This window comes from Embleya sp. NPDC056575 (assembly GCF_042793325.1).
GTDB lineage: Bacteria > Actinomycetota > Actinomycetes > Streptomycetales > Streptomycetaceae > Embleya.
This window is the reverse complement of the sequence record NZ_JBHTVA010000012.1, coordinates 14,970-38,349: the sequence shown is the minus strand read 5'-3', so window position 1 is coordinate 38,349 and position 23,380 is coordinate 14,970. Positions and strand designations below refer to the sequence as shown.

Below are 23,380 nucleotides of genomic sequence, written 5' to 3'. Positions count from 1 at the left end.
GTCGGTGTGGCATGCCGTGGGACGGCACGTTGCTGACGGGTGGGTCAGGAAACGTGTCGGCGCCATCGGCTGCCCGGCACCTGGCCGGGCTCGCAGCCGATCACGTACCGCACGCGGCGGCCACGCACCCGGCGGGCGGGCGCGCGACAGCCGCGGGGCTTGCAGCCCCGGGCCAGTCGCGGGTCCATGCTCATCGTGCCCGCGCCCTCAGCCGCGCCCGTGCCGGATCGCCGGGTGGGCGCCGGCGGCGACCAGGTCGGCGACCGAGCTGCGCGGGTCGCGCCCGGTGACCAGCGACTCGCCGACCAGGACGGCGTCGGCGCCGTTGTTGGCGTAGGCGATCAGGTCGTGCGGGCCGCGCACGCCGGACTCGGCGATGCGCACGCAGGTGTCCGGGATCAGCGGGGCGATCCGGGCGAAGTTGTTGCGGTCCACCTCGAGGGTCTTGAGGTTGCGCGCGTTGACCCCGATCACGGTGGCGCCGGCGTCGAGCGCGCGGGCGGTCTCCTCCTCGTCGTGGACCTCCACGATGGTGGTGAGACCGATCGAGCGGGAGCGCTCGATCAACGAGATCAGCGCGTTCTGCTCCAGGGCCGCGACGATCAGCAGGGCGACGTCGGCGCCGTGCGCGCGGGCCTCCCACAGCTGATAGCTCGTCACCATGAAGTCCTTGCGCAGGACCGGGATGTCGACCGCGGCGCGGACGGCGTCGAGGTCGTCGAGCGAGCCGCCGAAGCGGCGCTGCTCGGTGAGCACGCTGATCACGGATGCGCCGCCGGACTCGTAGTCGGCGGCGAGGCCCGCCGGGTCGGCGATCGCGGCGAGCGCGCCCTTGGAGGGGCTGGAGCGCTTGACCTCGGCGATGACGGCGATGCCGTCGCCGCGCAGGATGCTCTCCGCGTCGCGGGGTGCCGGCGCCCGGGCCGCGAGTTCCTTGATCTCGTCAAGGGATACGCGGGCCTGTCGTTCGGCGAGGTCGGCGTTGACACCGTCGATGATCTCGTCGAGCACAGTCACGCCCTACATCCCCTCGTTCGTCCGGAGAACCTGCTCCCCCGGCCCTTCGATGGTATAGGCCGATTCGAACAGACCCGACACATCGCACCGCCGAAGAGGTGGGGGCAGCATACGGCGTCGCACGGTCGCCCCGTGCGCACGGTCCGGCTCGCGAAACCGCCGCCGATCACTGTGCGTCAGGGGGCGAGACCCGCGCCGAACGGCAGGTCGCGAACGATCCAGAAGACCAGTACGACGGCGAGCAGCGCCCGCAACCACCGAGGATCGGCCAATGTGCGCCGCGGCTCGCCGCGCGCGGTTCGCACCGCCCAGCGCAGCCACAACCACCCGATCAGCGGGAAGAGCGCGACCGCAAGCGCGTTGTAGCCCAGCGCCGCCGGCAGGTCGAGGTGGGTGAGCGCGTGCACACAGCGCAGCCCACCGCAGCCGGGACAGGCCAGGCCGGTGATCACCAGGTAGGGGCAGGACGGGTAGTGGCCGCTCTCGCGCGGATCCACCAGGCCCACATACGTGGTGGCGGCCGCGAGCACCGCCAGACTCGTGGCCGGAAGCCCCAGGTTGCGCAGCCGGAATCCGGTGGCCGGCGCGGGGCGGGCGGGCATGCTCACGGACACATTGTGCCGTCGGCGGGTGCCATCACAGGTCACCCAGCGTGTCTTTCCAGCCCAGCAGGAAGACGCCGACCATCCAGGTGGTCCAGAAGATCACCCCGAGCAGGACGGTCCCGATCGTCCAGTTGCGCGCCCGCAGCGAGGCGAGCCGGGCCCCGGCCACGTCACCGCGCTGCCACCGCTCATTGACGCTGGTCGCCGCGAGCAACGCCGGAACCCCGGCCAGGAAACAACAGAACACGGTCGCCACGACCGCCCAGGCGAGGTAGTTGTCCGGCGCCCCGGGCGGCGGCGCGGTGGGCGGCCCATAGGGCGGCACGGAATGCCCGAACGGCCGAGGCGGCGCGTTCCACTCCCGCGTCCGATCCCCATCGCCGGGAGCCCCCGGGTAGCCGTACGCCACTTTCCCCCCTAGGCCGACAAGCCAACCCTAGAACAAGCCACCCACCACCACCCGAAAACCCACCCACCAACCACCAGCCCGCAACCCCGAACAACCCGCCCGGCGCACAAGCCCACCCAGCCGTTGCCCCCGACCGACACCGGACCCCAACCGGCCCGGCCGGCACCTGAACCCAAGCACCCCAGCCGCCCCTTGAGGCCACAGCCCAACCGACAGACAAGCCCCCCGACCAGCACTGCAACCCAAACAGCCCGACCGGCACTCGAGGCCACTCAGCCCGGCCGGCGCCTGAGGCACTCAGCCTGGCCGGCGCTTGAGGCCACTCAGCCCGACCGGCGCTGGAGCCCAAACAGCCCGGCCGGCGCTTGAGGCCAAACAGCCCGGCCGGCGCCTGAGGCCAAACAGCCCGGCCGGCGCCTGAGGCCACTCAGCCTGACCGGCGCCTGAGGCCAAAGGCCGCCGCCGCACGGCCCGAGCGCGGAGGCGTCAGCGACGCGCGGGCGCAGCCCCAAGCCCACCCATCCGCATCCCCGCACCGGCGATACAGCCGACCAACACCACCGCGGCCCCGACCCAGAAAAGCATCACGTTGGCCGCGATCATCGCGACACCCGAGACGGTGCAACCGATCAGCGCGAGTATGGTCACGGTCCAGGCCGCGGGGGTGCTGCCGTGGTTTCCGGCTTGCGACGACATCGATCGACTCCTTCGGCTTCACAACGAACTGCACACGCGTAAGCGCGCGGGTCGCACCCGCGCGATTCTTATTGTCACCCGCCGGGAGCAGTGCTCAGCGCGTGGGGTCCTCGCCCCGGTCCAACGCGTTCCACAGGTCCGCGTTGGTCGCGGTACGCCGCGGGGCCGCGGCCCCGCGCCCCGCCGGCGCCTCGTACCGGTTGGACATTCCGGGCCAGCGCCGCCCGCGGATCACCACGAACAGCCCGGCCAGCACGATCAGCACACCGCCCACGGCCGCGAACCACGGCCAGACCGCGTGGCTCACGTCCACCGCCCGCACACCCTCGACGGCCGCCTTCTTCGCCGCCTCGCCGTCCACCGCCGAGGTGTCGCGCGCGCCCTGTACGGCCAGCACGGTGACCCCGGCCCCCGCCAGCGCGATCAGCGCGCCGATCAGCGTGCGGCCGACGGTCCGGGTCGCGAGGATCGCGAGGCCGCCCGCCAGCCCGAGCAGCGCGAGCGCCGACGTGGCCTTGTTGATCGTGTTGCCGCTCGCGTGCACCGCGATGTGCGAGCCGTGCACCAGCGCCGTGCCGTCGGCCCAGGTGCGTCCCGCCACCGAGAGCACGACACCCGCGCCGACCAGGACCAGCAACACCGCGGCGGTCAACTCGCGCCGAGCGGCCTTGCGCTCCCGCACGGCGACATCCACCGTCTCGGCCGCCCCGCTCTCCGCCCCGGCCCCGGGTTCCGCCGCCTCGGCGGTCGGCGCCCCGCCCGGCGATCGGTCGTCCGTCTCGGTGCCGCGGCGCGCCGCGCCGGCCTCGGTCCTCGCGTCGGTCATGCATCCAGCATGAACCACGCCTCGCCGCGCCTTGACCCGGGTCGGGTCCACGCCCCACCCGAGCGCCTCCGCCGAAGCGCCACCACCGGAGCACCCGCGTCCGTCAGGACGCCGGGCCCTCGTGCGCGGGGGCCAGCGTGGCCGCGATCGCCACCGCGCGCAGCACCGCCGCCGCCTTGTTGCGGCACTCCACGTCCTCGGCCTCCGGCGAGGAGTCGGCGACCACACCCGCGCCGGCCTGGACGTAGGCGACGCCGTCGCGGATCAGCGCGGTGCGGATCGCGATCGCGGTGTCCAGGTCCCCCGCGAAGTCCACGTAGCCCACACAGCCGCCGTACAACCCGCGCCGGGTCGGCTCGAAGTTCTCGATGATCTCCATCGCCCGCGGCTTGGGCGCGCCGGACAGGGTGCCCGCCGGGAAACACGCGGCGAACACGTCGAGCGCGGTTCGCCCCGGCGCCAACTCGCCCACCACCGTGGACACGATGTGCATCACGTGGCTGTAGCGCTCGACCGACATGAAGTCGACCACCTCGACCGTGCCGGGCGCGCAGACCCGGCCCAGGTCGTTGCGGCCCAGGTCGACGAGCATCAGGTGTTCGGCGCGTTCCTTCGGGTCGGCCAGCAACTCCTCGGCGAGCGCGGCGTCTTCGGCGGGCGTGGCGCCGCGGTGGCGGGTGCCCGCGATCGGGTGCACCATCGCCCGCCCCTCCTCGACCTTGACCAGCGCCTCGGGACTGGAGCCGACCACGTCGAAGCCGCCCTCGGCGCCGCCGTCGGGGCCGGGCATCCGGAACAGGTACATGTACGGGCTGGGGTTGGTCGCCCGCAGGATCCGGTACACGTCCAGCGCGCCGGCCTCGGTGGGCATCTCGAAGCGCTGGGAGAGCACGATCTGGAACGCCTCGCCGGCCCGGATCTCCTCCTTGGCCGCAGCCACCGCCTTGCGGTACTCGCCCGAGCCCCAGGGGCCGACCGCCTCGGCCGGCGCCGCCCGCTCGAACGCCGCGGCGGCCAGTCCGGTCGGGCGGGCCAGGTCCGCGGTCATCGCGTCCAGCCGGGCCACCGCCGCCCGATACGCCTCGTCCACGCCCGACTCGCGGTTGTCGTGGTTGATCGCGTTGGCGATCAGCAGCACACTGCCGTCCACGTGGTCGAGCACCGCGAGGTCGGTGGCCAGGAACATCATCAGCTCGGGGATGCGCAGGTCGTCCACGCTCGACTCGGGCAGCCGTTCCAACCGGCGCACGATGTCGTAGCCGAGGTAGCCGACCATCCCACCGGTCAGCGGCGGCAGGTCCAGGCCCGGGATGCCGTGCGGGGTGTGCAGCGCCTCCATCGTGGCCCGCAGCACCTCCAGCGGGTCGCCGTCCACCGGCACGCCCACCGGCGGGGTGCCCAACCAGCGGGCCCGACCGGCCACTTCGGTGAGCATCGCCGCGCTGCGCACGCCCACGAACGAATAGCGGGACCAGGAGCGGCCGTTCTCCGCGGATTCGAGCAGGAAGGTGCCGGGCCGCTCGGCGGCGAGCTTGCGGTACAGCCCCACGGGCGTGTCGCCGTCGGCCAGAAAGCGCCGGGTGACGGGGATGACGCGCCGGTCGCGGGCGAGTTCCCGGAAGGTGTCCGGGTCGGGGGTGACGGTTCCGGTGGTCATGGCGAGCGCAGTCTCCCGGGCGGCGGGTCGGCGGAGGGGACCGGTCCGGCGACCGGACGGTCGCGAGGCGACGGGCGGAGGCGGACGGTCGGGAGGCGGACGGTCAGGAGGTAACCGGCAGGACGTCGGCGTCGAAGCAGGTGCGCGCGCCGGTGTGGCACGCGGCGCCGGTCTGCTCGACCCGCACGAGCACCGCGTCGCCGTCGCAGTCGAGGGCGGCCGAGACCACCTTCTGCACGTGGCCCGAGGTGTCGCCCTTGACCCAGTATTCCTGCCGGCTGCGGCTCCAGTAGGTGCACCGTCCGGTGGTCAGCGTGCGGTGCAGCGCCTCGTCGTCCATCCAGCCGACCATCAGCACCTCGCCCGTGTCGCTCGCCTGGGCGACGGCGGCGATCAGGCCGTCGGGGTCGCGCTTGAGGCGGGCGGCGATGCTCGGATCGAGGTCGGACGGCCGCGCGGGAGGGTGGGAGGCACCGGTCATGCGCGCATTGTCGCAGACCCGCGCGGGCCGGCCGCGCGAGCGTTCACAGGCCGGTATCGGCCGCGCGCAGCGCCCGTACCGCGTCCGGGTCGCCGGTGACCTCAACCCGGGCGTGCTCCTTGCGGCCGAACAGGTACAGCAGCAGTTCGGCCGGGTGTCCGGCCAGCGTGACCACGGGGGTGCCCTTGTGGATCGGCTGGGCCGGCTCGTCGGCGCCGGTGTCGGTGCGGCGCAGCGCCACCCCCACCGGCACCCCGCGCAGCGCGATCCGCGAGGAACCCTTGGCCCGCTTCCACAGGATCTCGGTGAGCGCGGGGTCCAGCTCGCGCGGTTCGGCGCCGCCGGGCCGGGCGCGCCGGACGTCCTCCAGGTGGATGAAGTACTCCATCGTGTTGGCCGCCGCGTCCACGCCGGGGATGCCGAACGCGGACAGTGTCGGCGGCCCGTCGGCGACCAGGCGCACGCTCTGTTCGTACGGCTTGACCGCTTGCCGCAGGCGTACCCGTTCGGTGTATCCGGCGAGCGGCTTGAAGACCAGGCCCGGTCCGGAGTCCGGGCGGCGTTCGCGGACCACGAGGTGGGCCGCGAGGTCCCGGGTGGTCCAGCCCTCGCACAGGGTCGGCGCGTCGGGTCCCATGACGCGCAGCAGTTCGGCGAGCGCGGCGCGTTCGGCGCGGGCGTGGGAAGTCGGCATGTGCCGATCCTTCGGCCCGCGCCGGATGAAATCAAGGGGCGCGATCCGCGACACGGCCGGTCACGGCGAGGCGGCCACCGTCCCCGGCTCCTTGGGGTGGTCGCTCTTTTGCTGCGTGCTCAGCCAGCGCAGCGCGTCGGGCAGCACCGTCTGCCACGTCTTGAAGTTGTGCCCGCCGGTGGGCAGGATCAGCGTGTCCACCTTGAGCGGCGCCTTGGCCAGCTTCTGGAACTCCCGGGTGTCGGCGAGGTTGGGTTCGCCGCTCTCGCTGCTGGTGAGCAGGAGGCTGACGGGCGGCATGGGCAGGTTCTTCAGCCGCCACAGCAGGTCGTTCTGGTTGCGGTAGGCCTTGCTGCCGCCGTACAGGTCGCCGGTGTCGCCGTCGGAGGGGGCGCCGTAGTCGGCGGAGAGCGCGACGCCCGCGCCGATCCGGTCGGAGTTGAGCATCGGCAGCTTGGCCGCGCAGTAGCCGCCGGTGGAGTCGCCGAGCATGGCCCAGCCGCGCGGTCCCGGGGCGACGCGGTAGGCCTGGTTGATCGCCTCGGGCAGGTCCTGGCTGAAGAACATGCCGACCTGCGGGCCGCCGGGCACGTCGGTGCACTCGGTGTCGCGGTCGAGGCCGACGCTGGGCTTCATCATCACGTAGATGGTGGGCTGGACCCGGCCGGCGGCGATCTCGTTGGCGGCGATCTTGGGCAGCTCCAGCCGGGTGACCAGGTTGCGCTCGTTGCCGGGGTAGCCGGTGAGCGTGACCACGACGGGGAAGCGCCGGTCCTTGTACTGGGCCTGGAAGTATTGCGGCGGCAGGTAGACGAGCGCGGGTGTGCCCATCCCGCTGCGTCGTCCGACCAGGTCGACCTGCATGATCTGGCCCGCGACCTGGGGGTTGCTCCCCTGCGGGACGTCTATCGTCTCGGTGCCCTTCTCCTTGACCAGTTTGGGCATGTCGCCGGGGCCGGCCTCGCCGAAGTTCAGGACCGGCTTGCCGGTGCGCCCGAACAGGTCGTCCCAGGTCGTATAGAAGACGAAATATCGGTTGCCGATCACCGCGACCGTGGCCAGGAGCAGGACCTGCGTGCTCAGCAGGATGCCGACCCGGCCCAGGATGGGCACCACGTGCTGGCGGGACAGCTTGGGCCAGAAGAACACGGCTGCCGACGCCGCCGCGACGGTGACGAGGCACAGCAGGATTATCAGTTTGAGGCTGGTGAGGCCCACAGCGGCGTCCTCGGTCTATCGATCATGGTCAGGGCACGACCGTGGAGACGAGCCCGACCCGGGGTTTGGTTGCGGGTAACCGGGGCGTCGCGAGCCCGTTCGCGGGGAGCGCCCGAAACAGGGTGACATGCGGGAATGGTCTGCTCCAATCCGCCCGGAGGCCGGTGATCGGGATGGAGTCGGCGGGGCGGACGGGGAATCGGGGCGGTCGGCGGCGCCTTGTACGTTCATCGGACAAACATCGTCGACAGCCCCGTTCGCGGCGGCTGCGTTCCCCCGGATTTTGGTGAATCCGGGGGAATCCGCGTGAAAGTGAGCCCCGTGGCGGACAAGGTCGTTCTGCGACAAGGACTGCGCGTACTCGGCGTCGCGATCCGCGAGGAGCCTCGGATCTTCGCCGCCGCGGTGGGCGCGAGCGCGGTGTACGGCGTGATGACGGTGGGCTCGGCCCTTGTGCTCGGGCGGGTCACCGACGATGTGATCATCCCGGCCTTCCGCGACGGGCACACCACGGCGGGCGCGTTGATCGGCGCGTTCGCGGCGGTGTTCGGCGTCGCGCTGCTCAAGGCGTTCGGCGTGATCGGCCGGCGGTTGTGGGCGGGCATGATGCAGTACCGCCTCCAGGCCACCTTCCGCCGCCGGGTCACCCGGCAATACCTGCGGCTGCCGCTCGCCTGGCACCACCGCCACCCGACCGGCACGCTGCTGTCCAACGCGAACGCCGACGTCGAGGCGGCGTGGAACCCGGTGGCGCCGCTGCCGATGGCCACCGGCGTGGTGGTGATGTTGTTCGTCGCGGCGATCTCGATGGTGATCACCGACTGGGCGCTGGCCCTGGTCGGCTTCGTGATCTTCCCGGCGATCGCCGCGCTCAACATCGTCTACCAGCGCAGGCAGGGGCCGCTGGCGATGCGCGCGCAGGAGTTGCGCGCCGACGTCGCGGAGATCGCGCACGAGAGCTTCGACGGCGCGCTGGTGGTCAAGACGCTGGGCCGGGAGAGCGAGGAGACCACCCGGTTCGCGGCCGCGTCGCGGGAGTTGGCCGACGCGAACATCGCGGTGGGGCGGGTCCGGGCGCTGTTCGACCCGATCCTGGAGGCGCTGCCCGGCTTCGGCGTGCTGCTGGTCCTGGTGGTCGGCACGGTCCGGGTCTCGCACGACGATCTGGCCCCGGGCGACCTGGTGCAGGTCGCCTATTTGTTCACCCTGTTGGCCTTCCCCGTCCGGGCGATCGGCTGGCTGCTCGGCGACATGCCGCGCTCGGTGGTCGGCTACGACCGGGTCCGCGGCGTGCTGGACGCCGAGGGCGAGCACACCTACGGCGAGATCGAGGGTGGTGACGCGGCGGCCGGTCCGGCCCGCCTCGAGGCGCGCGCGGTGCGCTTCGGCTACACCGACGACACCGACGTGCTGCACGACGTGGCGTTCGATGTCGACCCCGGGCGCACCATCGCCGTCGTCGGCCCGACCGGATCCGGCAAGTCCACCCTGGTCTCGCTCCTGGTCCGGCTGGTCGACCCGGTGGACGGCGGGATCCTGCTCGACGGCACCGACCTGCGCGACTACCGGCGGGGCGGGATCGCGGCCACCGCCGCGCTGGTCCCGCAGCAGGCGTTCCTGTTCGACGACAGCGTCCGCGACAACATCACCCTTGGCCTGGACTTGGACGACGCCGCGGTACACGAGGCGCTGCGGATCGCCCAGGCCGACTTCGTCGCCGCGCTGCCCGAGGGCCTGGACACCCAGGTCGGCGAGCGCGGCACCACCCTCTCCGGCGGCCAGCGCCAGCGGATCGCGCTGGCCCGGGCCCTGGTGCGCCGGCCGCGCCTGCTCGTCCTGGACGACGCCACCTCGGCGGTGGACCCGCGCGTGGAGGCGGCCATCCTGCACGGGCTGCGCGACGCGGGACCGGCCACCGTGGTCGTGGTCGCCTACCGCAAGGCCACCATCGCGCTCGCCGACGAGGTGGTCTACATCGAGGGCGGCCGGGTGCTCGACCGCGGCCCGCACCACACGCTCCTGGAGCGCTCGGTGGGCTACCGCCGCCTGGTCAACGCGTACGAACGCGCCGCGCGCGAGGACGCGGAGCACGAACTCGACACCGACATCGACGTCGACGAGGCCGAGGAGGCCACGGCTTCATGAGTATCGCCACCGCCGTGCCCAAGCCGGCCGCGCCCGAACCCGAGCCGAAGAGCGGGTCGGGCTCCCGAATAGGTCCCGACGCCGACCGGCCGACCGAGTCCGGCCTGAGCGTGCTGCGTCGCGGCCTGCGGATGACCCCGGAGTTCACCGAGGGCCTGATCGTCACCCTGCTGCTGGCCGTGATCGGCACGGCCGGCCGGATCGTGGTGCCGCTGGCCGTGCAGCAGACCATCGACCGGGGCCTGCGCGCCGACGCCGGTCCCGACCTGACCGTGGTACGCACGATGGCCGCGCTCGCCGCGCTCGCGGTGGTGGTCACCGCGGTGTCCGCGTACGCGATGAACGTGCGGCTGTACCGCACCAGCGAACGCGGCCTGTCCACGATGCGGGTGGCCGCCTTCCGGCACATCCACGACCTGTCCACGCTGCACCAGCAGTCCGAGAAGCGCGGCTCGCTGGTCTCGCGGGTGACCGGCGACGTGGACACGATCAGCCGATTCATCCAGTTCGGCGGCCTGTTGCTGATCGTCAGCGTCGGGCAGATCGCGCTGGTGACGGTGCTGATGTTCGTCTACTCCTGGCAGCTGACCCTGCTGGTGTGGGTGTGCTTCGCGCCGCTGTACTTCTTCATGCGCGCGGTGCAAAAGCGGATCGCGGCCGCGTACTCGCACGTGCGCGTCGCCATGGGCCGGATGCTGGGCGCCATCTCGGAGCCGGTCGTGGGCGCCGCGATCGTGCGCGCGCACGGCATCGAGGAGCGCACCGCGCGCCGGATCGACGAGTCGGTCGACGCGCACCGCGACGCGCAGACCCGGGCCCAGTTGTTCGTCGCGTTGACCTTCCCGATGGGCGAGTTCGTGGTCGGCCTGGCCAACGGCCTGGTGGTGGTCGTCGGGGTGTGGCTGGGCATCGACGGGCAGCTCAGCGTGGGCGAGCTGGTCGCGTTCCTGTTCCTGGTCACGTTGTTCGTGGGCCCGGTGCAGATGGGCGTGGAGATCCTGAACGAGGCGCAGAACGCGCTCGCGGGCTGGCGTCGGGTGCTGGAGGTGCTGGACGTGGAGCCGGACATCGCCGATCCGGGCGAGGCGGGCGAGGAGTTGCCCCGCGGCCCGGTCGAGGTGCGGTTCGACCACGTCTCGTACGGCTATCCCGGCGGCCCGCGGATCCTGCACGACGTGGACGTCACGCTCGCGCCCAGGACCCGGGTGGCGGTGGTCGGCGAGACCGGCTCGGGCAAGACCACGTTCGCCAAGCTGCTCACGCGCCTGGTCGACCCGGACGAGGGCCGGGTGTTGCTCGACGGCGTCGACCTGCCCCGGGTGCGCTTCTCGTCGCTGCGCGCGCGGGTGGTGATGGTGCCGCAGGAGGGCTTCCTGTTCGACGCCACGCTGCGGGAGAACGTGCGGTACGGCCGGCCGGACGCGGACGACGCGGCGATCGTCGCCGCGTTCGCCGACCTGGGACTGGCCGACTGGCTCGCGGGGTTGGCCGCCGGCCTGGACACCCGGGTGGGCCAGCGCGGCGAGTCGTTGTCGGCGGGCGAGCGGCAGTTGGTCGCGCTGGTCCGGGCCTACATCGCCGATCCGGACCTGCTGGTCCTGGACGAGGCGACGTCGGCGGTCGACCCGGCCACCGAGGTCCGGATCAACCGGGCCCTGGACGGCCTGACCCGGGGCCGCACCGCGGTGTTCATCGCACACCGGATGTCCACGGCCGAATCGGCGGACGAGGTCCTGGTCTTCGACGCCGGAAAGCTGATCGAACGCGGCCCCCACACCCGCCTGGTCACCGCCGGAGGAATCTACACCCGCCTCCACGCATCATGGACGGCCCAACAAAAACCGACCCCGAACCCGACCTGACCCCACAAGCCCACCCCCAACCCGGCCGTCCTCGAACGCCGAACGGGCCGGATCCCCGGCCGCGTTCGGCAAGAAACGTCGCCGACGGGCGAACATCACGCACCCGACTCCCACGAAAGCGGGCCCGCGGCCGGACCGTCCTCGAACGCCGGTCAACCCGTCCACCACCACCCCATGCGGCACCGCGCCCAACCCCCAAGCCCGCACGAGCCCACCCTCACCCCAACCGGCGCCTGAGGCCAAACAGCCCGGCCGGCGCTTGAGGCCAAACAGCCCGACCGGCACCTGAGGCCAAACAGCCCGGCCAGCGCTTGAGGCCACCTAGCCCGGGCCCACATCGTGCGCGGCCGAAAACCTATTGCAAAGGCGCCGTCAGCTTCTTGGTCTCGTCCGAGTAGGACACCAGGCACTGGACCTCACGATCACCGGAGGCCCAGCCCGATTCCTTCGGATAGATGTAGAGCCAGGTCAACTGCGCGGCGTCGGGCTGACGATTGATCACCGGCTCGGTGATCGGCTTGCACACCTCCGACGCCTTGGTGTCCATCGCCCCGTCACCGGGCCACGCGCCGTCCGGCAGCGCGACGTTCTCGATGTGCTGCCCGTCGTGCGGCGTGGTGCACCCGACCTTGTTCACGTCGGTGCTCCCGGCCGCGAACGAGATGCAGTCGCCCGGACTGAGCGGGACCTTGCGGACCGCGACGCTGCCGTTGGGGTTGGTCGCCGGCGGCGAGCCGGCTTCCGTGGCCGGCGGCCCACTCGTGGGCGGCTCGCTCGTGGGCGGCTCGGGCGAGTCCGTGGGCGACGCGCTCTCGCTCGGCCGCGCGCTCGTGGGCCGGGTCGCACTCGTCGTCGGGCCCGCCTTGTCGCTCTTGCCGTCGTCACCCAGGCTCACCACCAAGGCGATCACGCCGCCGGCGATCACCAGCGCGACGACCACCACGACCGCCACCACCCGACCGCTGCGCCCGCCGCCGGGCGGCCCCGTGGGCGGCCCCGCGGGCGGGCCGTAGGGCGGACCTCCGCCGTACGGCGGGCCGCCACCTCCGTAGGGCGGCCCCGCGCGATAGGGCGGGCCGCCGATCGTCGGGCCGCCATAGGGCGGGGACGGAGGCGGGTTCGCGGGCGGGGGCCCCGCCGGGCCGCCCGGGTAACCACCGCCGGAGCCGCCGCCGTAGCCTCCCCCACCGTAGCCGCCGTAGCCCCCGGCGCCCGGGTCGCCACCGCCCCGGTCACCGCCCGGATATCCGCCGGGACTGCTCATCACGTCGATCCCTCCCCCAAGGGCCGAGCGCTCGGTCAGCGCAGGGGCTTGGTGAGTGTCTGCCCCGACTTGTACTTCGCGATGCAGGTCACCTTGCGCCGACCGATGTCCCAGCCCGGCTGCTTCGGGAAGGTGTAGGTGAAGGTGAACTGCGAGGAGTCGGAGCGCCCGCTCACCGCCGCGTTCAGCGCCGGGGTGCACTTGGTCTCGGTCTGGTCGGTGATCGCCGACTCGCCCGGATAGGTGCTGCCGGTCAGTTCGTAGGTCATGATGACCTCGCCGTTGTGCGTGCTGGTGCACGTCTTCTTGTCGATGGTGCCCGAGGTGGTGTCCAGGGTCACGCAGTCGCCCTTGGACAGGTCGACGTACTGCACCTCGGAGGGCATGGTCGGGTCCGTACCGCCGGACGAGGTGGTGCGCGGCGCGGTCGGGCGGCTGGTGGTCGGGCGGGTCGTGGGCGGCGCGCTCTGCGTGGCGGTCGGCGAGGACACGGCCGAGGTGGTCGGGGCGGGCGTGGGCGACGCCGACTTCTTCTTGTCGTCCCCGCCCAGGACCACCACGAGGGTGGCGATGATCCCGCCGACCACGACGATCGCGGCGATCACCACGGCGATCAGCGGGCCCTTGCCGGAGCCGCCCTGGTTGGGGCCCGGCGGCATGCCGCCGCCATAGCCCCCGCCACCACCGTAGTTGCCGGGATACTGCGGTCCGCCGCCGTACGGGTTCTGCGGCGGCGGTGGGTACTGCTGTCCGCCCTGGGGGTACTGCTGCCCGGGGTACGGCTGGTTGCTCGGATAACCCTGGCCTGGCTGCTGCCCGTATCCGGGGTAGCCACCCTGTCCGGGTGATGGCGGCATCGTCATGTGCCTAGCCTGCCCGATCGGGTGAACCTCGCGCTCGACCGGGCCCAACTACTTGACTTCGAGTCAGATGATCGTTGTGCGACCGGAATCCTTCCGTGACCCGAAGTCAGGCCCGGCGCCGAAAGGGTCCGCTGCCCAGTGCCACCAGGATGCCCGCGAGCATCGCCGCACCGCCGCCGGCGAACACGGCCGAGGGCCCGAACTCCGTGGCGATCAGGCCACCGACGGGGTACAGCAGCGGGATCAGGCCGACCGCGAACATCATCTGCAACGCGGTCACCCGACCCAGCGCACTCGGCGCGCACGTGGTCTGCACCAGCGCGCTCCCGGCCCCGCCCACCACGCCGGTACCCACACCCAGGACCGCCGCGCAGGCCACCGCGACGCCGACCCCGGGCGCGTAACCGAGGCCGACCAGACCGCCGGCCATCACCAGCATCCCCACCGGCAGCACGAACACCGGCCGCGGCACCCGCCCGGCAACGGTCAGGCCCAACGCGCCGATCGCCGCACCGATCCCCCACCCGCCCAGCACCGCGCCCATCCCGCCCGGCCCCCAGCCCGCGTCGTCGGCGAGCAGCACGATGCCGACGTTCATCGGGATGGTGAAGCCCAGCTCCATCAGCGCCACCGTGATCAGGAGCGGGCGCAGGAACTCGTGCCCGAACACGTGGCGCAGTCCGGCCCGCAGGCCCAATTCCGGCTCCTCGGTGCCCGGTTCCGGCTCAGGCGCGGGCCCCGGGCGCAGCCGCCACAGCAGCGCGAGGGAGAGGCCGAACAGGACCGCGTTGAGCGTGAAGGCGAGTTCGGCATCGCCCCAGGCGAGCACCGCGCCGCCGATCGGCGCGGACACCACGGTGGCCACCCGCTGCGACAACGAGCGCATGCCCTGGACCCGGACCAGTTGCGAGCGGTCGGTCAGCCGTACCGGCAACGCCCCGACGGCGGGCATGAACAGCGCGTCCACCGCGCCGAACACCAGCGCGATCGTGATCAGCAGCCAGATCGCCGGACTGCTCGCCGCCACCGCGAACGCCGCGATCATCATCACCACGCAGCGCACCAGGTCGCTGCCGATCAGCACGCGGCGCGGCCCGTACCGGTCGGCGATCGCCCCGCCGGGCAACATCAGCAGCGCCCGGGGCAACGATCCGGCGGCCAGCACCAGCCCGGTCTGCGTGCCGTCGCCGCCGCGTACCGCCGTCCAGGACAGCGCCAGGAACCAGATCTGGTCGCCGATCAGCGACGCGGTGAAGGCGCCGAGCCAGGCCAGCACGCGCGGGTCGCGGTGCGCGGGCCGGGGCGTCGTGGTCGCGACTCCGGTCGCGGTGTTGCGTACGGCCATGATGCTTCCCGTTCCGGTACTCGATGGGGCGTCGGGCGGCTCGGGCGGCGGGCGCGGGCACGGCGCCCGGCACTCACATGCGGTACGGGAAACCTCGGACGTAGACCTCGACATGCTCCGCGCCCGGGGTCTGCCGGTCCCGGTATCGGGCCACCAACGCCTGCAGTTCCTCGCCCAGTTCGCGCAGCTCGTCGGCGGTCAGCCGGAGCGTCGGCGCACCGCTGAAGGCGGCGCCGGCCCATTCCGGGCCCCACGACTCGACCTCGTCCAGGAACCGGCGGTAGCGGTCCTCGGACTGCGAGCCGAGCACCCGCACGATGCTGGTGGACAGGTCCCGGCCGACCCGGTCCTCGGCGAAGTCGCCGAGCGAGAAGGTCAGGTCCTCGACCACCTTCCACCAGCGCTCGCGCCCGTCCTCGGCGTGCTCGGGGTCCTCGACCACGAAGCCGTGCGCGGCCAGGGTGCGCACGTGGTAGCTGACCAGGGCCGGGGTCGCGTCGACCCGCTTGGCCAGCATCGACGCGGTGGCCGGGCCGCCGGCGTGCAGCATCCGCAGCAGCGAGATCCGCAGCGGGTGGGTGAACACCTTGAGGGTCTGTACGTCCTTGATCATCCGCCGGGGCGGAGGCTCCTCGCTCATGACCCCACGATAAATGCGAAAGAGTTCTTTCGCAATAAATCTTTCGCAATAGAGATTGCACATCCGGCCGCGAAAAAGCCGACCGCACCCGCGGTCGGCTCCCTCGCCCGGTACGCGGCTCAGCGCACCGGCTGCCCCGCCTCCCGCAATACGTTCTTGACCTGCGGAATCCGCAACATGCCGAAGTGGAACACGCTGGCCGCGAGCACCGCGTCGGCGCCCGCCTCCACGGCCGGGACGAAGTCCCCCAGGGCGCCGGCGCCACCGGAGGCGATCACCGGGATGCCCACCTCGGCCCGGACCAGGCGGATCAACTCCAGGTCGTAGCCGTCCTTGGTGCCGTCGGCGTCCATCGAGTTGAGCAGGATCTCGCCCGCGCCCAACCCGGCCGCCCGCGCCGCCCAGGCGACCGCGTCGATGCCGGTCCCGGTGCGCCCGCCGTGCGTGGTCACCTCGAAGCCCGGCGCACCGTCGCGGCGCCGGCGCGCGTCCACCGAGAGCACCAGTACCTGGGAGCCGAAGCGGTCGGCGATCTCGGCGATCAACTCCGGCCGCGCGATCGCCGCGGTGTTCACGCCCACCTTGTCCGCGCCGGCCCGCAGCAGCCGGTCCACGTCCTCGACCGCGCGCACCCCGCCGCCGACGGTGAGCGGGATGAACACCTGCTCGGCGGTGCGCCGGACCACGTCATAGGTGGTCTCGCGATTGCCCGAGGAGGCGGTGATGTCGAGGAAGACCAACTCGTCCGCGCCCTCGGCGTCGTACACCCGGGCCATCTCGACCGGATCGCCCGCGTCCCGCAGGTTCTCGAAGTTGACGCCCTTGACCACCCGGCCGGCGTCCACGTCCAGACACGGGATCACCCGTACGGCCAACGTCACGACGCCCTCCCCCGGTACGCGTCCACCTCGACCTCGACGAGCATCCGCGAGTCGATCAGCCCGGCCACCACGACCATCGTGGCGGCCGGTCGCGCCTCGCCGAACAGTTCGCCGTGCGCGCGCCCGACATCGTCCGAGTCGCGCGAGTGGGTGATGTACATCCGGGTGCGCACCACGTCCGCCGCGTCGAGCCCGAAGTGCGCGAGCGCGTCCAGCGCGATCCGGAAGGCGGCGAGCGTCTGGTGGTGCGGGTCGCCCTCGTGGGCCAGATTGCCCTCGACGATCGCGGTACAGCCCGACACGTGCACGTAGTCGCCGACGGCGACCGCGCGCGAGTAGCCGAATGTGTCCTCCCACGGGCCGCCGGACGAGTACCGCTCGATGCCGGCCGAGCTACCGGATCCGGCCGAATTGTCGCTTCCCGTCACCGGGACACCGCCTCCAACGCCTCTTCGAGGGTGAACGCCTGGGCGTACAGCGCCTTGCCGACGATCGAGCCTTCCACACCCAGCGGCACCAGTTCGGCGATGGCGCGCAGATCCGCCAGCGAGGACACCCCGCCCGAGGCCACCACCGGGCGGTCGGTGGCCGCGCAGACGTCGCGCAGCAGCTGCAGGTTCGGGCCCGCGAGGGTGCCGTCCTTGTTCACGTCGGTGACCACGTAGCGGGCGCAGCCGTCGGCGTCCAACCGGGCCAGCGTCTCGAACAACTCGCCCCCCTCGCGGGTCCAGCCGCGCCCGGCCAGCGTGGTGCCGCGCACGTCCAGGCCCACCGCGATCCGGTCGCCGTGCCGGGCGATCGCGGAGCGCACCCAGTCCGGCGTCTCCAGCGCGGCGGTGCCCAGGTTCACCCGGCGGCAGCCGGTGCCGAGCGCGGCCTCCAGGGAGGCGTCGTCGCGGATGCCGCCGGACAACTCGACCTTGACGTCGAGCTTGCCGACAACCTCGGCGAGCAGTTCGCGGTTGCTGCCCTTGCCGAACGCGGCGTCCAGGTCGACCAGGTGGATCCACTCGGCGCCGGCGCTCTGCCAGGCCAGGGCGGCGGCCAGCGGGTCGCCGTAGGAGGTCTCCGACCCGGCCTCGCCCTTGACCAGGCGGACGGCCTGGCCGTCGGCGACGTCGACGGCGGGCAGCAGTTCGAGGCGGTGGGTCTCGGTCATGACGCTTGGGATCCTCAGCAGTTCGGTCGAAAGTTCGGGCGGGGTGCGGTCGGGGCGATCGGGGTGGTCGGGGCGATCGCGATGCGGCGCGGCACGCGCGCCGCGCGGGCTACAGCGTCTCGAGCCAGTTGCGCAGCAGTTGCGCGCCGGCCTCTCCGGACTTCTCCGGGTGGAACTGGGTGGCGCTGAGCGCGCCGTTCTCCACTGCGGCCACGAACGGTGTGCCGTGCGTGCTCCAGGTGACGCCGGGCGGGATGTGCGGGCCGTCCTGGACCACCGGCATCTCCCACGTGCGCACCGCGTAGGAGTGCACGAAGTAGTAGCGCGTGTCGGGCACGGCGTCGCGGAAGAGCACACTGTCGGCGGGCGGCTCGACGGTGTTCCAGCCCATGTGCGGCACCACGGGGGCGGCCAGCCGCTCGACCGTGCCGGGCCATTGGGCGCAGCCCTCGGTGGCCACCCCGTGCTCGACACCGCGTGTGAACAGGATCTGCATGCCGACGCAGATGCCGAGCACCGGCCGGCCGCCGGCGAGGCGCTTGTCCACGATGGTGTCGCCGCGGACCGCGCGCAGGCCCTCCATGCACGCCGCGAACGCACCGACGCCGGGCACGAGCAGCCCGTCGGCGTTCAGCGCGGCGTGCTGGTCCGCGCTGATCTCGACGTCGGCGCCGGCGTGCGCGAGCGCCCGCTCGGCCGAACGCACGTTCCCGAATCCGTAGTCGAGGACGATGACCTTCTTGGGCACGCGCCTATCCGATCTTCAGGACGCCGGCCGCGATCGAGAAGAACGCGCCGACGGCGAGCAGGGCGATCACACTCTTGGGCAGGCCCTGCTTGACGAACGAGATGCACCCGCCGACCAGGAAGAGCCCGAACACGATCAGGACCATCGCGCCGGTGCTCACAGCGCGCCCTTCGTCGAGGGGATCACGCCGGCCCGGCGCGGGTCGAGCACGCACGCGTCGGACAGCGCCCGGGCGAGCGCCTTGAACTGCGCCTCGACGATGTGGTGCGCGTTGCGCCCGTACGGCACGTGTACGTGCAGGCAGATCTGCGCCTGGGCGACGAACGACTCCAGGATGTGCCGGGTCAGCGTGGTGTCGTAGTCGGGGCCGATCATCGGCGCCATGTGCTCCGGCTCGGAGTGCACCAGGTACGGCCGGCCGGACAGGTCCACGGTGACCTGGGCCAGCGCCTCGTCCAGCGGCACGGAGGCGTCCGCGAAGCGGCGGATGCCCTTCTTGTCGCCGAGTGCCTGGCGAAACGCGGCGCCGAGCGCGAGGGCGGTGTCCTCGATCGTGTGGTGCGCGTCGATGTGCAGGTCGCCCCGGGTCTTGACGGTCAGGTCGAACAGGCCGTGCTTGCCGAGCTGGTCGAGCATGTGGTCGAAGAAGCCGACGCCGGTGGCGACGTCGACCTTCCCCGAGCCGTCCAGGTCGATCTCGACCTCGACGGAGGTTTCCTTCGTGGCGCGTTCGACGCGACCGGTTCTTGCCATGGCGGTGATTTCGACTTTCTCTCAGTCCTTCGGACGCGCGCTTTTGAGAACGTGCCGCATCGCGTCCAGGAAGGCCGTGTTCTCGGCGTCCGTGCCGGCGGTCACCCGCAGCATGCCCGGGACGCCGTTGTCGCGGACCAGCACCCCGTGTTCGAGGATCCGCGCCCAGATCGCGTGCGGGTCCTCGAACCGGCCGAACTGCACGAAGTTGGCGTCGGAGTCGGTCACCTCGCAGCCGAGCGCGCGCAGTTCCTCGACCAGCCGGTCGCGCTGTTCCTTGAGTTCGCGCACATAGCCCAGCAGGGTGTCCTCGAACTCCAGGCAGGCCAGCGCGGTGGCCTGGTTGACCGCGGAGAGGTGGTACGGGAGGCGGACCAGTTGCACCGCGTCCACCACCGCGGCGTCCGCCGCGAGATAGCCGAGCCGCAGGCCCGCCGCGCCGAACGCCTTGGACATGGTCCGGCTCACCACCAGGTGCGGCCGGCCCTCCAGCAGCGGCAGCAGCGACGCGGTGTGCGCGAACTCGACGTACGCCTCGTCGACGATCACCAGCGACGGCCGGGCGGCCTGCGCGGCGTCGTACACCCGCTCGACCACCTCGCCGGCGAGCGCGGTGCCGGTGGGGTTGTTCGGCGAGCACAGGAACACCACGTTCGGGCGGTGTTCGGCGATCTGCGCCAGCGCCTCGTCGAGGTCGATCGTGTAGTCGCCGCCGCGCGCGCCGGAGATCCACCCGGTCCCGGTGCCGCGCGCGATCAGCGCGTGCATCGAGTAGGACGGGTCGAAGCCCAGCGCCGTGCGCCCGGGGCCGCCGAACGCCTGGAGCAGCTGTTGCAGCACCTCGTTGGAGCCGTTGGCCGCCCACACCCGCTCCGGGCCCAGCGGGTAGCCGCCGGTCCGGGACAGGTAGTCGGCCAGCGCGGTGCGCAGTTCGACCGCGTCCCGGTCCGGATAGCGGTTCAGGTCGCGGGCCGCGGCGGCGACCCGCTCGGCGATCCGGGCCACCAGCGCGGCCGGCAGCGGATACGGGTTCTCGTTCGTGTTGAGCCGCACCGGGACATCCAACTGCGGGGCGCCGTACGGCGATTGCCCGCGCAGCTCGGCGCGGATCGGCAGCCGGTCCAGGTCGCTCACGCGCCCTCCTCCCACGCCGCGAGGCCGGACAGCTCGCCGGTCGCGAAGCGGGCCCGCACGGCCGCGCCGTGCGCGGGCAGGTCCTCCGCGTCGGCCAGCACGCTGACGTGCTCGGCGACGTCGGCGAGCGCCGCGCGCGAGTAGTCCACGACGTGGATCCCGCGCAGGAAGGACTGCACGGACAGGCCCGAGGAGTGGCAGGCGCAGCCGCCGGTGGGCAGCACGTGGTTGGATCCGGCGCAGTAGTCGCCGAGCGAGACGGGGGCGAACGCGCCGACGAAGATCGCGCCGGCGTTGCGCACCCGGGCGGCGACCGCGCCCGCGTCGGCGGTCTGGATCTCCAGGTGCTCGGCGGCGTAGGCGTCCACCACGGCGAGGCCGTCGTCGACCGAATCCACCAGCACGATCCCCGACTGCCGGCCGGCCAGCGCCTCGGTGACCCGCTCGCGGTGCCGGGTGGCGTCCACCCGCACCTTCAACTCCTCCACGACCGCGTCGGCCAGCGCTTCGGAGTCGGTGACCAGGATCGACGCGGCCAGCGTGTCGTGCTCGGCCTGGCTGATCAGGTCGGCCGCGACGTGCCCGGCGTCGGCGGTGTCGTCGGCGAGCACCGCGATCTCGGTCGGCCCGGCCTCGGCGTCGATCCCGATCCGGCCCTTGAGCAGCCGCTTGGCGGCGGCGACCCAGATGTTGCCGGGACCGGTGACCAGGTTCACCGGCGCGCACGAGCCCGCGCCGTACGCGAACATCGCGATCGCCTGGGCCCCGCCCACGGCGTAGACCTCGTCCACGCCGAGCAGCGCGCACGCGGCCAGGATGGTCGGGTGCGGCAGCCCGCCGAACCCGGCCTGTGGCGGCGAGGCGACCGCCATCGAGGCGACGCCCGCCTCCTGGGCGGGGACCACGTTCATCACCACGGACGACGGGTAGACGGCGTTGCCGCCCGGTACGTAGAGCCCGACCCGCTCGACCGGCACCCACCGCTCGGTGACGGTGCCGCCGGGCACGACCTGCACGGTGACGTCCTGCCGGCGCTGCTCGCGGTGCACCGCGCGGGCCCGGCGGATCGACTCCTCCAGGGCCGCGCGCACCTTGGGCGCGAGCGTGTCCAGGGCCGCGGCGATCGCCTCGGCGGGCACCCGGATGTCGGTCAGTCGCACACCGTCGAAGCGCTCGGTGATCTCGATCAGCGCCTCGACGCCGCGATGCCTGACGTCCTCGCAGAGGGGGCGGACCTTCTCCAGGGCCGCCTCGACGTCGAGTTCGGCTCGGGGCAACACGTCGCGCAGTGCGGCGGGGCTGTCCAGGACAGCCCGCGAGGCGGGACCGCGCAGGTCGATACGGGAGATCACCTGCCCCAGTGTAGAGACGGCGCCGAACCATACGTCCTCGTGTGTCGGACAGTGAGACGCGCGATCATGGGCGGGACGCAGCAGCCTTCCAGTGTCGGGGGACCACGGATGAGCACACCGCCGGGGCATCTGAGCGCGACCGAGATCCGCCTGTGGGAGGCGTATCGGCGCGGCGAGCGGCTGGATCTGGGCACGGGCGTGCCGGCGGACGACGATCCGCGCACGGGCGCGACGTGGGGGCCGGACCGCACGATCCGGGCCCAGGTGCTCGCCCGGCTGCTGCTCCAGCCGCCGGAGGCCGAGCCCGGTCACACCACCGCGCTGCGGCTGAGCGGCGCCCGGGTGGTGGGCGACCTGGAGTTGGGCGGCGCGCGGCTCGACGTCTACGTCTCGGTGATCGGCTGCCGCTTCGAGGGCCCGATCGTGCTGAACGTGGCGAGCACGCGGACGCTGAATCTGCTCGACTGCGTGCTGACCGAGATCCAGGGCCGCAACATGCGCGTGGACGGGGACCTGTCGCTGTGCCGCTGCGAGGTCGCGGGTGGTCTGCGGATCCTGGACACGCGGGTGGACAACGACCTGCGGATCGACGACTGCGTGGTCGGTCCGGACCGGCGCGGGGTGGCGTTGATGGCCAACGGGCTGCACGTGGGCGCGGACTCGTCGATGGACCGCAGCGTCTTCCGCGGGCAGGTGAGCCTGTACGGCGGCCGGTTCGGCGGGCGGGTCACGCTGTACGGGGCGAGTGTCGAGCGCCCCGGGGAGTTGGCGATGGATCTCGGGCGGATCACGGTCGAGCACTCGCTGCACCTGGGTGTGGGCTTCGCCGCGACCGGCTCGATCCGGCTCAACGACGCGCGCCTGGGCGGCGGCCTGGTGCTCAGCCGGGCGGTGATCTGCGCGAATCCCGGCGAGGAGTTGACCATGTGGCGGGTGGTCGCGCAGGGCCTGCACATGGCGCTGGCCCGGCCGCCCCGGGGGCGGATCGTGCTGGCCAACGCGACGTTCGGCACGCTGACCGACGGGCCGGACACCTGGCCCGCGTCCGGCGACCTGGTCCTGGCCGGGACGCGATACACCGCGCTGCGCGCCGAGCGCCCGCTGAGCGTGCGACAGCGGGTGGACTGGGTGGAGCGGGGCACCGCCGAGTACACCCCCCAGCCCTACGACCAGCTCGCCGCCGCCTACCGCGCGGCGGGCGAGGACGAGCAGGCCCGGACCGTGTTGCTGGCCAAGCAGCGCCGGCGGCGCGCCGGGCTGGGGCCGGCGGGCCGGCTCTGGGGCCATGTGCAGGATGTGGCGATCGGCTACGGCTACCGGCCGGCGCGCGCCGTCGGCTGGCTGGTCGCGCTGGTGGCGATCGGCACGGCGGTGTTCGCGGCCGATCCGCCGGCCCCGCTGAAGGCGGACGAGGCGCCGCAATGGAACCCGTTCTGGTACACCCTCGACCTGCTTCTGCCGGTGGTGACGCTCGGTCAGGACAGCGCGTGGAAGCCGACCGGGCCCGGCCAGTGGCTCGCCTACTCGCTGATCCTGCTCGGTTGGATCCTCGCCGGGGCCGCGGCGGCGGGTGCGACGCGGGTGCTCAACCGTGGGTGAGATCAATGATCGACGCGCTCCGGCGGTCAGGG

The 23,380-nt window shown here is 72.6% G+C and carries 25 protein-coding genes; 3 read left to right on the top strand and 22 right to left on the bottom strand.

Annotated features, from left to right (window positions below):
* Nucleotides 1-44: 44 nt before the first annotated feature.
* The 10 genes from trpM to ACFRCG_RS11735 all read right to left on the bottom strand — a co-directional run bounded on the left by trpM (nt 45) and on the right by ACFRCG_RS11735 (nt 7,603).
* Nucleotides 45-194: a tryptophan biosynthesis modulator TrpM gene (gene trpM, locus ACFRCG_RS11780; RefSeq protein WP_380030666.1), complete on the bottom strand. Its 150-nt coding sequence runs from the start codon at nt 192-194 to the stop codon at nt 45-47.
* A 13-nt stretch (nt 195-207) separates the two neighbouring features.
* On the bottom strand, nt 208-1,017 hold the full coding sequence (gene trpC / locus ACFRCG_RS11775) for an indole-3-glycerol phosphate synthase TrpC (RefSeq protein WP_380030665.1): 810 nt from the start codon (nt 1,015-1,017) through the stop codon (nt 208-210).
* Between the two features lie 176 nt (nt 1,018-1,193).
* On the bottom strand, nt 1,194-1,619 hold the full coding sequence (locus tag ACFRCG_RS11770; protein ID WP_380030778.1) for a DUF2752 domain-containing protein: 426 nt from the start codon (nt 1,617-1,619) through the stop codon (nt 1,194-1,196).
* A gap of 34 nt (nt 1,620-1,653) precedes the next feature.
* Nucleotides 1,654-1,947, bottom strand: coding sequence for a CD225/dispanin family protein (locus ACFRCG_RS11765; protein ID WP_380030664.1), 294 nt, complete (start codon nt 1,945-1,947; stop codon nt 1,654-1,656).
* 570 nt (nt 1,948-2,517) lie between these two features.
* Nucleotides 2,518-2,727, bottom strand: coding sequence for an HGxxPAAW family protein (locus tag ACFRCG_RS11760; protein ID WP_078977628.1), 210 nt, complete (start codon nt 2,725-2,727; stop codon nt 2,518-2,520).
* Nucleotides 2,728-2,821: 94 nt separating this feature from the next.
* Nucleotides 2,822-3,553: a TIGR02234 family membrane protein gene (locus ACFRCG_RS11755; protein ID WP_380030662.1), complete on the bottom strand. Its 732-nt coding sequence runs from the start codon at nt 3,551-3,553 to the stop codon at nt 2,822-2,824.
* Nucleotides 3,554-3,656: 103 nt separating this feature from the next.
* On the bottom strand, nt 3,657-5,210 hold the full coding sequence (locus tag ACFRCG_RS11750; protein WP_380030661.1) for an anthranilate synthase component I: 1,554 nt from the start codon (nt 5,208-5,210) through the stop codon (nt 3,657-3,659).
* 103 nt (nt 5,211-5,313) lie between these two features.
* On the bottom strand, nt 5,314-5,691 hold the full coding sequence (gene hisI / locus ACFRCG_RS11745) for a phosphoribosyl-AMP cyclohydrolase (RefSeq protein WP_380011436.1): 378 nt from the start codon (nt 5,689-5,691) through the stop codon (nt 5,314-5,316).
* A 43-nt stretch (nt 5,692-5,734) separates the two neighbouring features.
* Nucleotides 5,735-6,385: a TIGR03085 family metal-binding protein gene (locus ACFRCG_RS11740; protein WP_380030660.1), complete on the bottom strand. Its 651-nt coding sequence runs from the start codon at nt 6,383-6,385 to the stop codon at nt 5,735-5,737.
* 60 nt (nt 6,386-6,445) lie between these two features.
* Nucleotides 6,446-7,603: an alpha/beta hydrolase gene (locus tag ACFRCG_RS11735; protein ID WP_380030659.1), complete on the bottom strand. Its 1,158-nt coding sequence runs from the start codon at nt 7,601-7,603 to the stop codon at nt 6,446-6,448.
* 321 nt (nt 7,604-7,924) lie between these two features.
* Between ACFRCG_RS11735 and ACFRCG_RS11730 the strand changes: the two genes are divergently transcribed.
* Entirely contained in the window at nt 7,925-9,748 is a 1,824-nt protein-coding gene (locus tag ACFRCG_RS11730; protein WP_380030658.1) for an ABC transporter ATP-binding protein, read from the top strand.
* Nucleotides 9,745-11,610: an ABC transporter ATP-binding protein gene (locus tag ACFRCG_RS11725; protein ID WP_380030657.1), complete on the top strand. Its 1,866-nt coding sequence runs from the start codon at nt 9,745-9,747 to the stop codon at nt 11,608-11,610. Before ACFRCG_RS11730 ends, ACFRCG_RS11725 begins: the two co-directional genes overlap by 4 nt.
* A gap of 355 nt (nt 11,611-11,965) precedes the next feature.
* Here the strand turns inward: ACFRCG_RS11725 and ACFRCG_RS11720 are convergent, their stop codons facing one another.
* The 12 genes from ACFRCG_RS11720 to hisD form a co-directional block, all read right to left on the bottom strand.
* Nucleotides 11,966-12,874, bottom strand: a complete 909-nt coding sequence (locus ACFRCG_RS11720; protein WP_380030656.1) for a septum formation family protein — start codon at nt 12,872-12,874, stop codon at nt 11,966-11,968.
* A 35-nt stretch (nt 12,875-12,909) separates the two neighbouring features.
* A complete protein-coding gene (locus ACFRCG_RS11715) occupies nt 12,910-13,737 on the bottom strand; it encodes a septum formation family protein (protein WP_380030655.1) in 828 nt (275 codons plus the stop codon).
* Nucleotides 13,738-13,843: 106 nt separating this feature from the next.
* On the bottom strand, nt 13,844-15,082 hold the full coding sequence (locus ACFRCG_RS11710) for an MFS transporter (protein ID WP_380030653.1): 1,239 nt from the start codon (nt 15,080-15,082) through the stop codon (nt 13,844-13,846).
* Between the two features lie 73 nt (nt 15,083-15,155).
* Nucleotides 15,156-15,722: a helix-turn-helix domain-containing protein gene (locus tag ACFRCG_RS11705; protein ID WP_380030652.1), complete on the bottom strand. Its 567-nt coding sequence runs from the start codon at nt 15,720-15,722 to the stop codon at nt 15,156-15,158.
* Between the two features lie 119 nt (nt 15,723-15,841).
* Nucleotides 15,842-16,603 (bottom strand): imidazole glycerol phosphate synthase subunit HisF, encoded by a 762-nt coding sequence (gene hisF, locus ACFRCG_RS11700; protein ID WP_380030650.1) that lies wholly within the window; start codon nt 16,601-16,603, stop codon nt 15,842-15,844.
* Nucleotides 16,600-17,031 (bottom strand): RidA family protein, encoded by a 432-nt coding sequence (locus ACFRCG_RS11695; RefSeq protein WP_380030649.1) that lies wholly within the window; start codon nt 17,029-17,031, stop codon nt 16,600-16,602. The genes hisF and ACFRCG_RS11695 overlap by 4 nt, the downstream gene beginning before the upstream one ends.
* On the bottom strand, nt 17,028-17,762 hold the full coding sequence (gene priA / locus ACFRCG_RS11690; RefSeq protein WP_380030647.1) for a bifunctional 1-(5-phosphoribosyl)-5-((5-phosphoribosylamino)methylideneamino)imidazole-4-carboxamide isomerase/phosphoribosylanthranilate isomerase PriA: 735 nt from the start codon (nt 17,760-17,762) through the stop codon (nt 17,028-17,030). The genes ACFRCG_RS11695 and priA overlap by 4 nt, the downstream gene beginning before the upstream one ends.
* A gap of 109 nt (nt 17,763-17,871) precedes the next feature.
* Entirely contained in the window at nt 17,872-18,510 is a 639-nt protein-coding gene (gene hisH, locus ACFRCG_RS11685) for an imidazole glycerol phosphate synthase subunit HisH (RefSeq protein WP_380030646.1), read from the bottom strand.
* Between the two features lie 4 nt (nt 18,511-18,514).
* On the bottom strand, nt 18,515-18,670 hold the full coding sequence (locus ACFRCG_RS11680) for a hypothetical protein (RefSeq protein ID WP_170222315.1): 156 nt from the start codon (nt 18,668-18,670) through the stop codon (nt 18,515-18,517).
* Nucleotides 18,667-19,263: an imidazoleglycerol-phosphate dehydratase HisB gene (gene hisB, locus ACFRCG_RS11675; protein ID WP_380012794.1), complete on the bottom strand. Its 597-nt coding sequence runs from the start codon at nt 19,261-19,263 to the stop codon at nt 18,667-18,669. The genes ACFRCG_RS11680 and hisB overlap by 4 nt, the downstream gene beginning before the upstream one ends.
* Nucleotides 19,264-19,284: 21 nt before the next feature.
* The gene (locus tag ACFRCG_RS11670) at nt 19,285-20,397 is read right to left on the bottom strand and encodes a histidinol-phosphate transaminase (RefSeq protein WP_380030645.1); all 1,113 of its coding nucleotides are present in this window, start codon (nt 20,395-20,397) and stop codon (nt 19,285-19,287) included.
* Complete coding sequence (hisD, locus tag ACFRCG_RS11665) at nt 20,394-21,749, bottom strand: histidinol dehydrogenase (RefSeq protein WP_380030644.1); 1,356 nt, start codon at nt 21,747-21,749, stop codon at nt 20,394-20,396. Before hisD ends, ACFRCG_RS11670 begins: the two co-directional genes overlap by 4 nt.
* Nucleotides 21,750-21,857: 108 nt before the next feature.
* Here hisD and ACFRCG_RS11660 point away from each other — a divergent pair, with 108 nt between their 5' ends.
* Entirely contained in the window at nt 21,858-23,348 is a 1,491-nt protein-coding gene (locus ACFRCG_RS11660) for an oxidoreductase (RefSeq protein ID WP_380030643.1), read from the top strand.
* Nucleotides 23,349-23,380 lie beyond the last annotated feature (32 nt).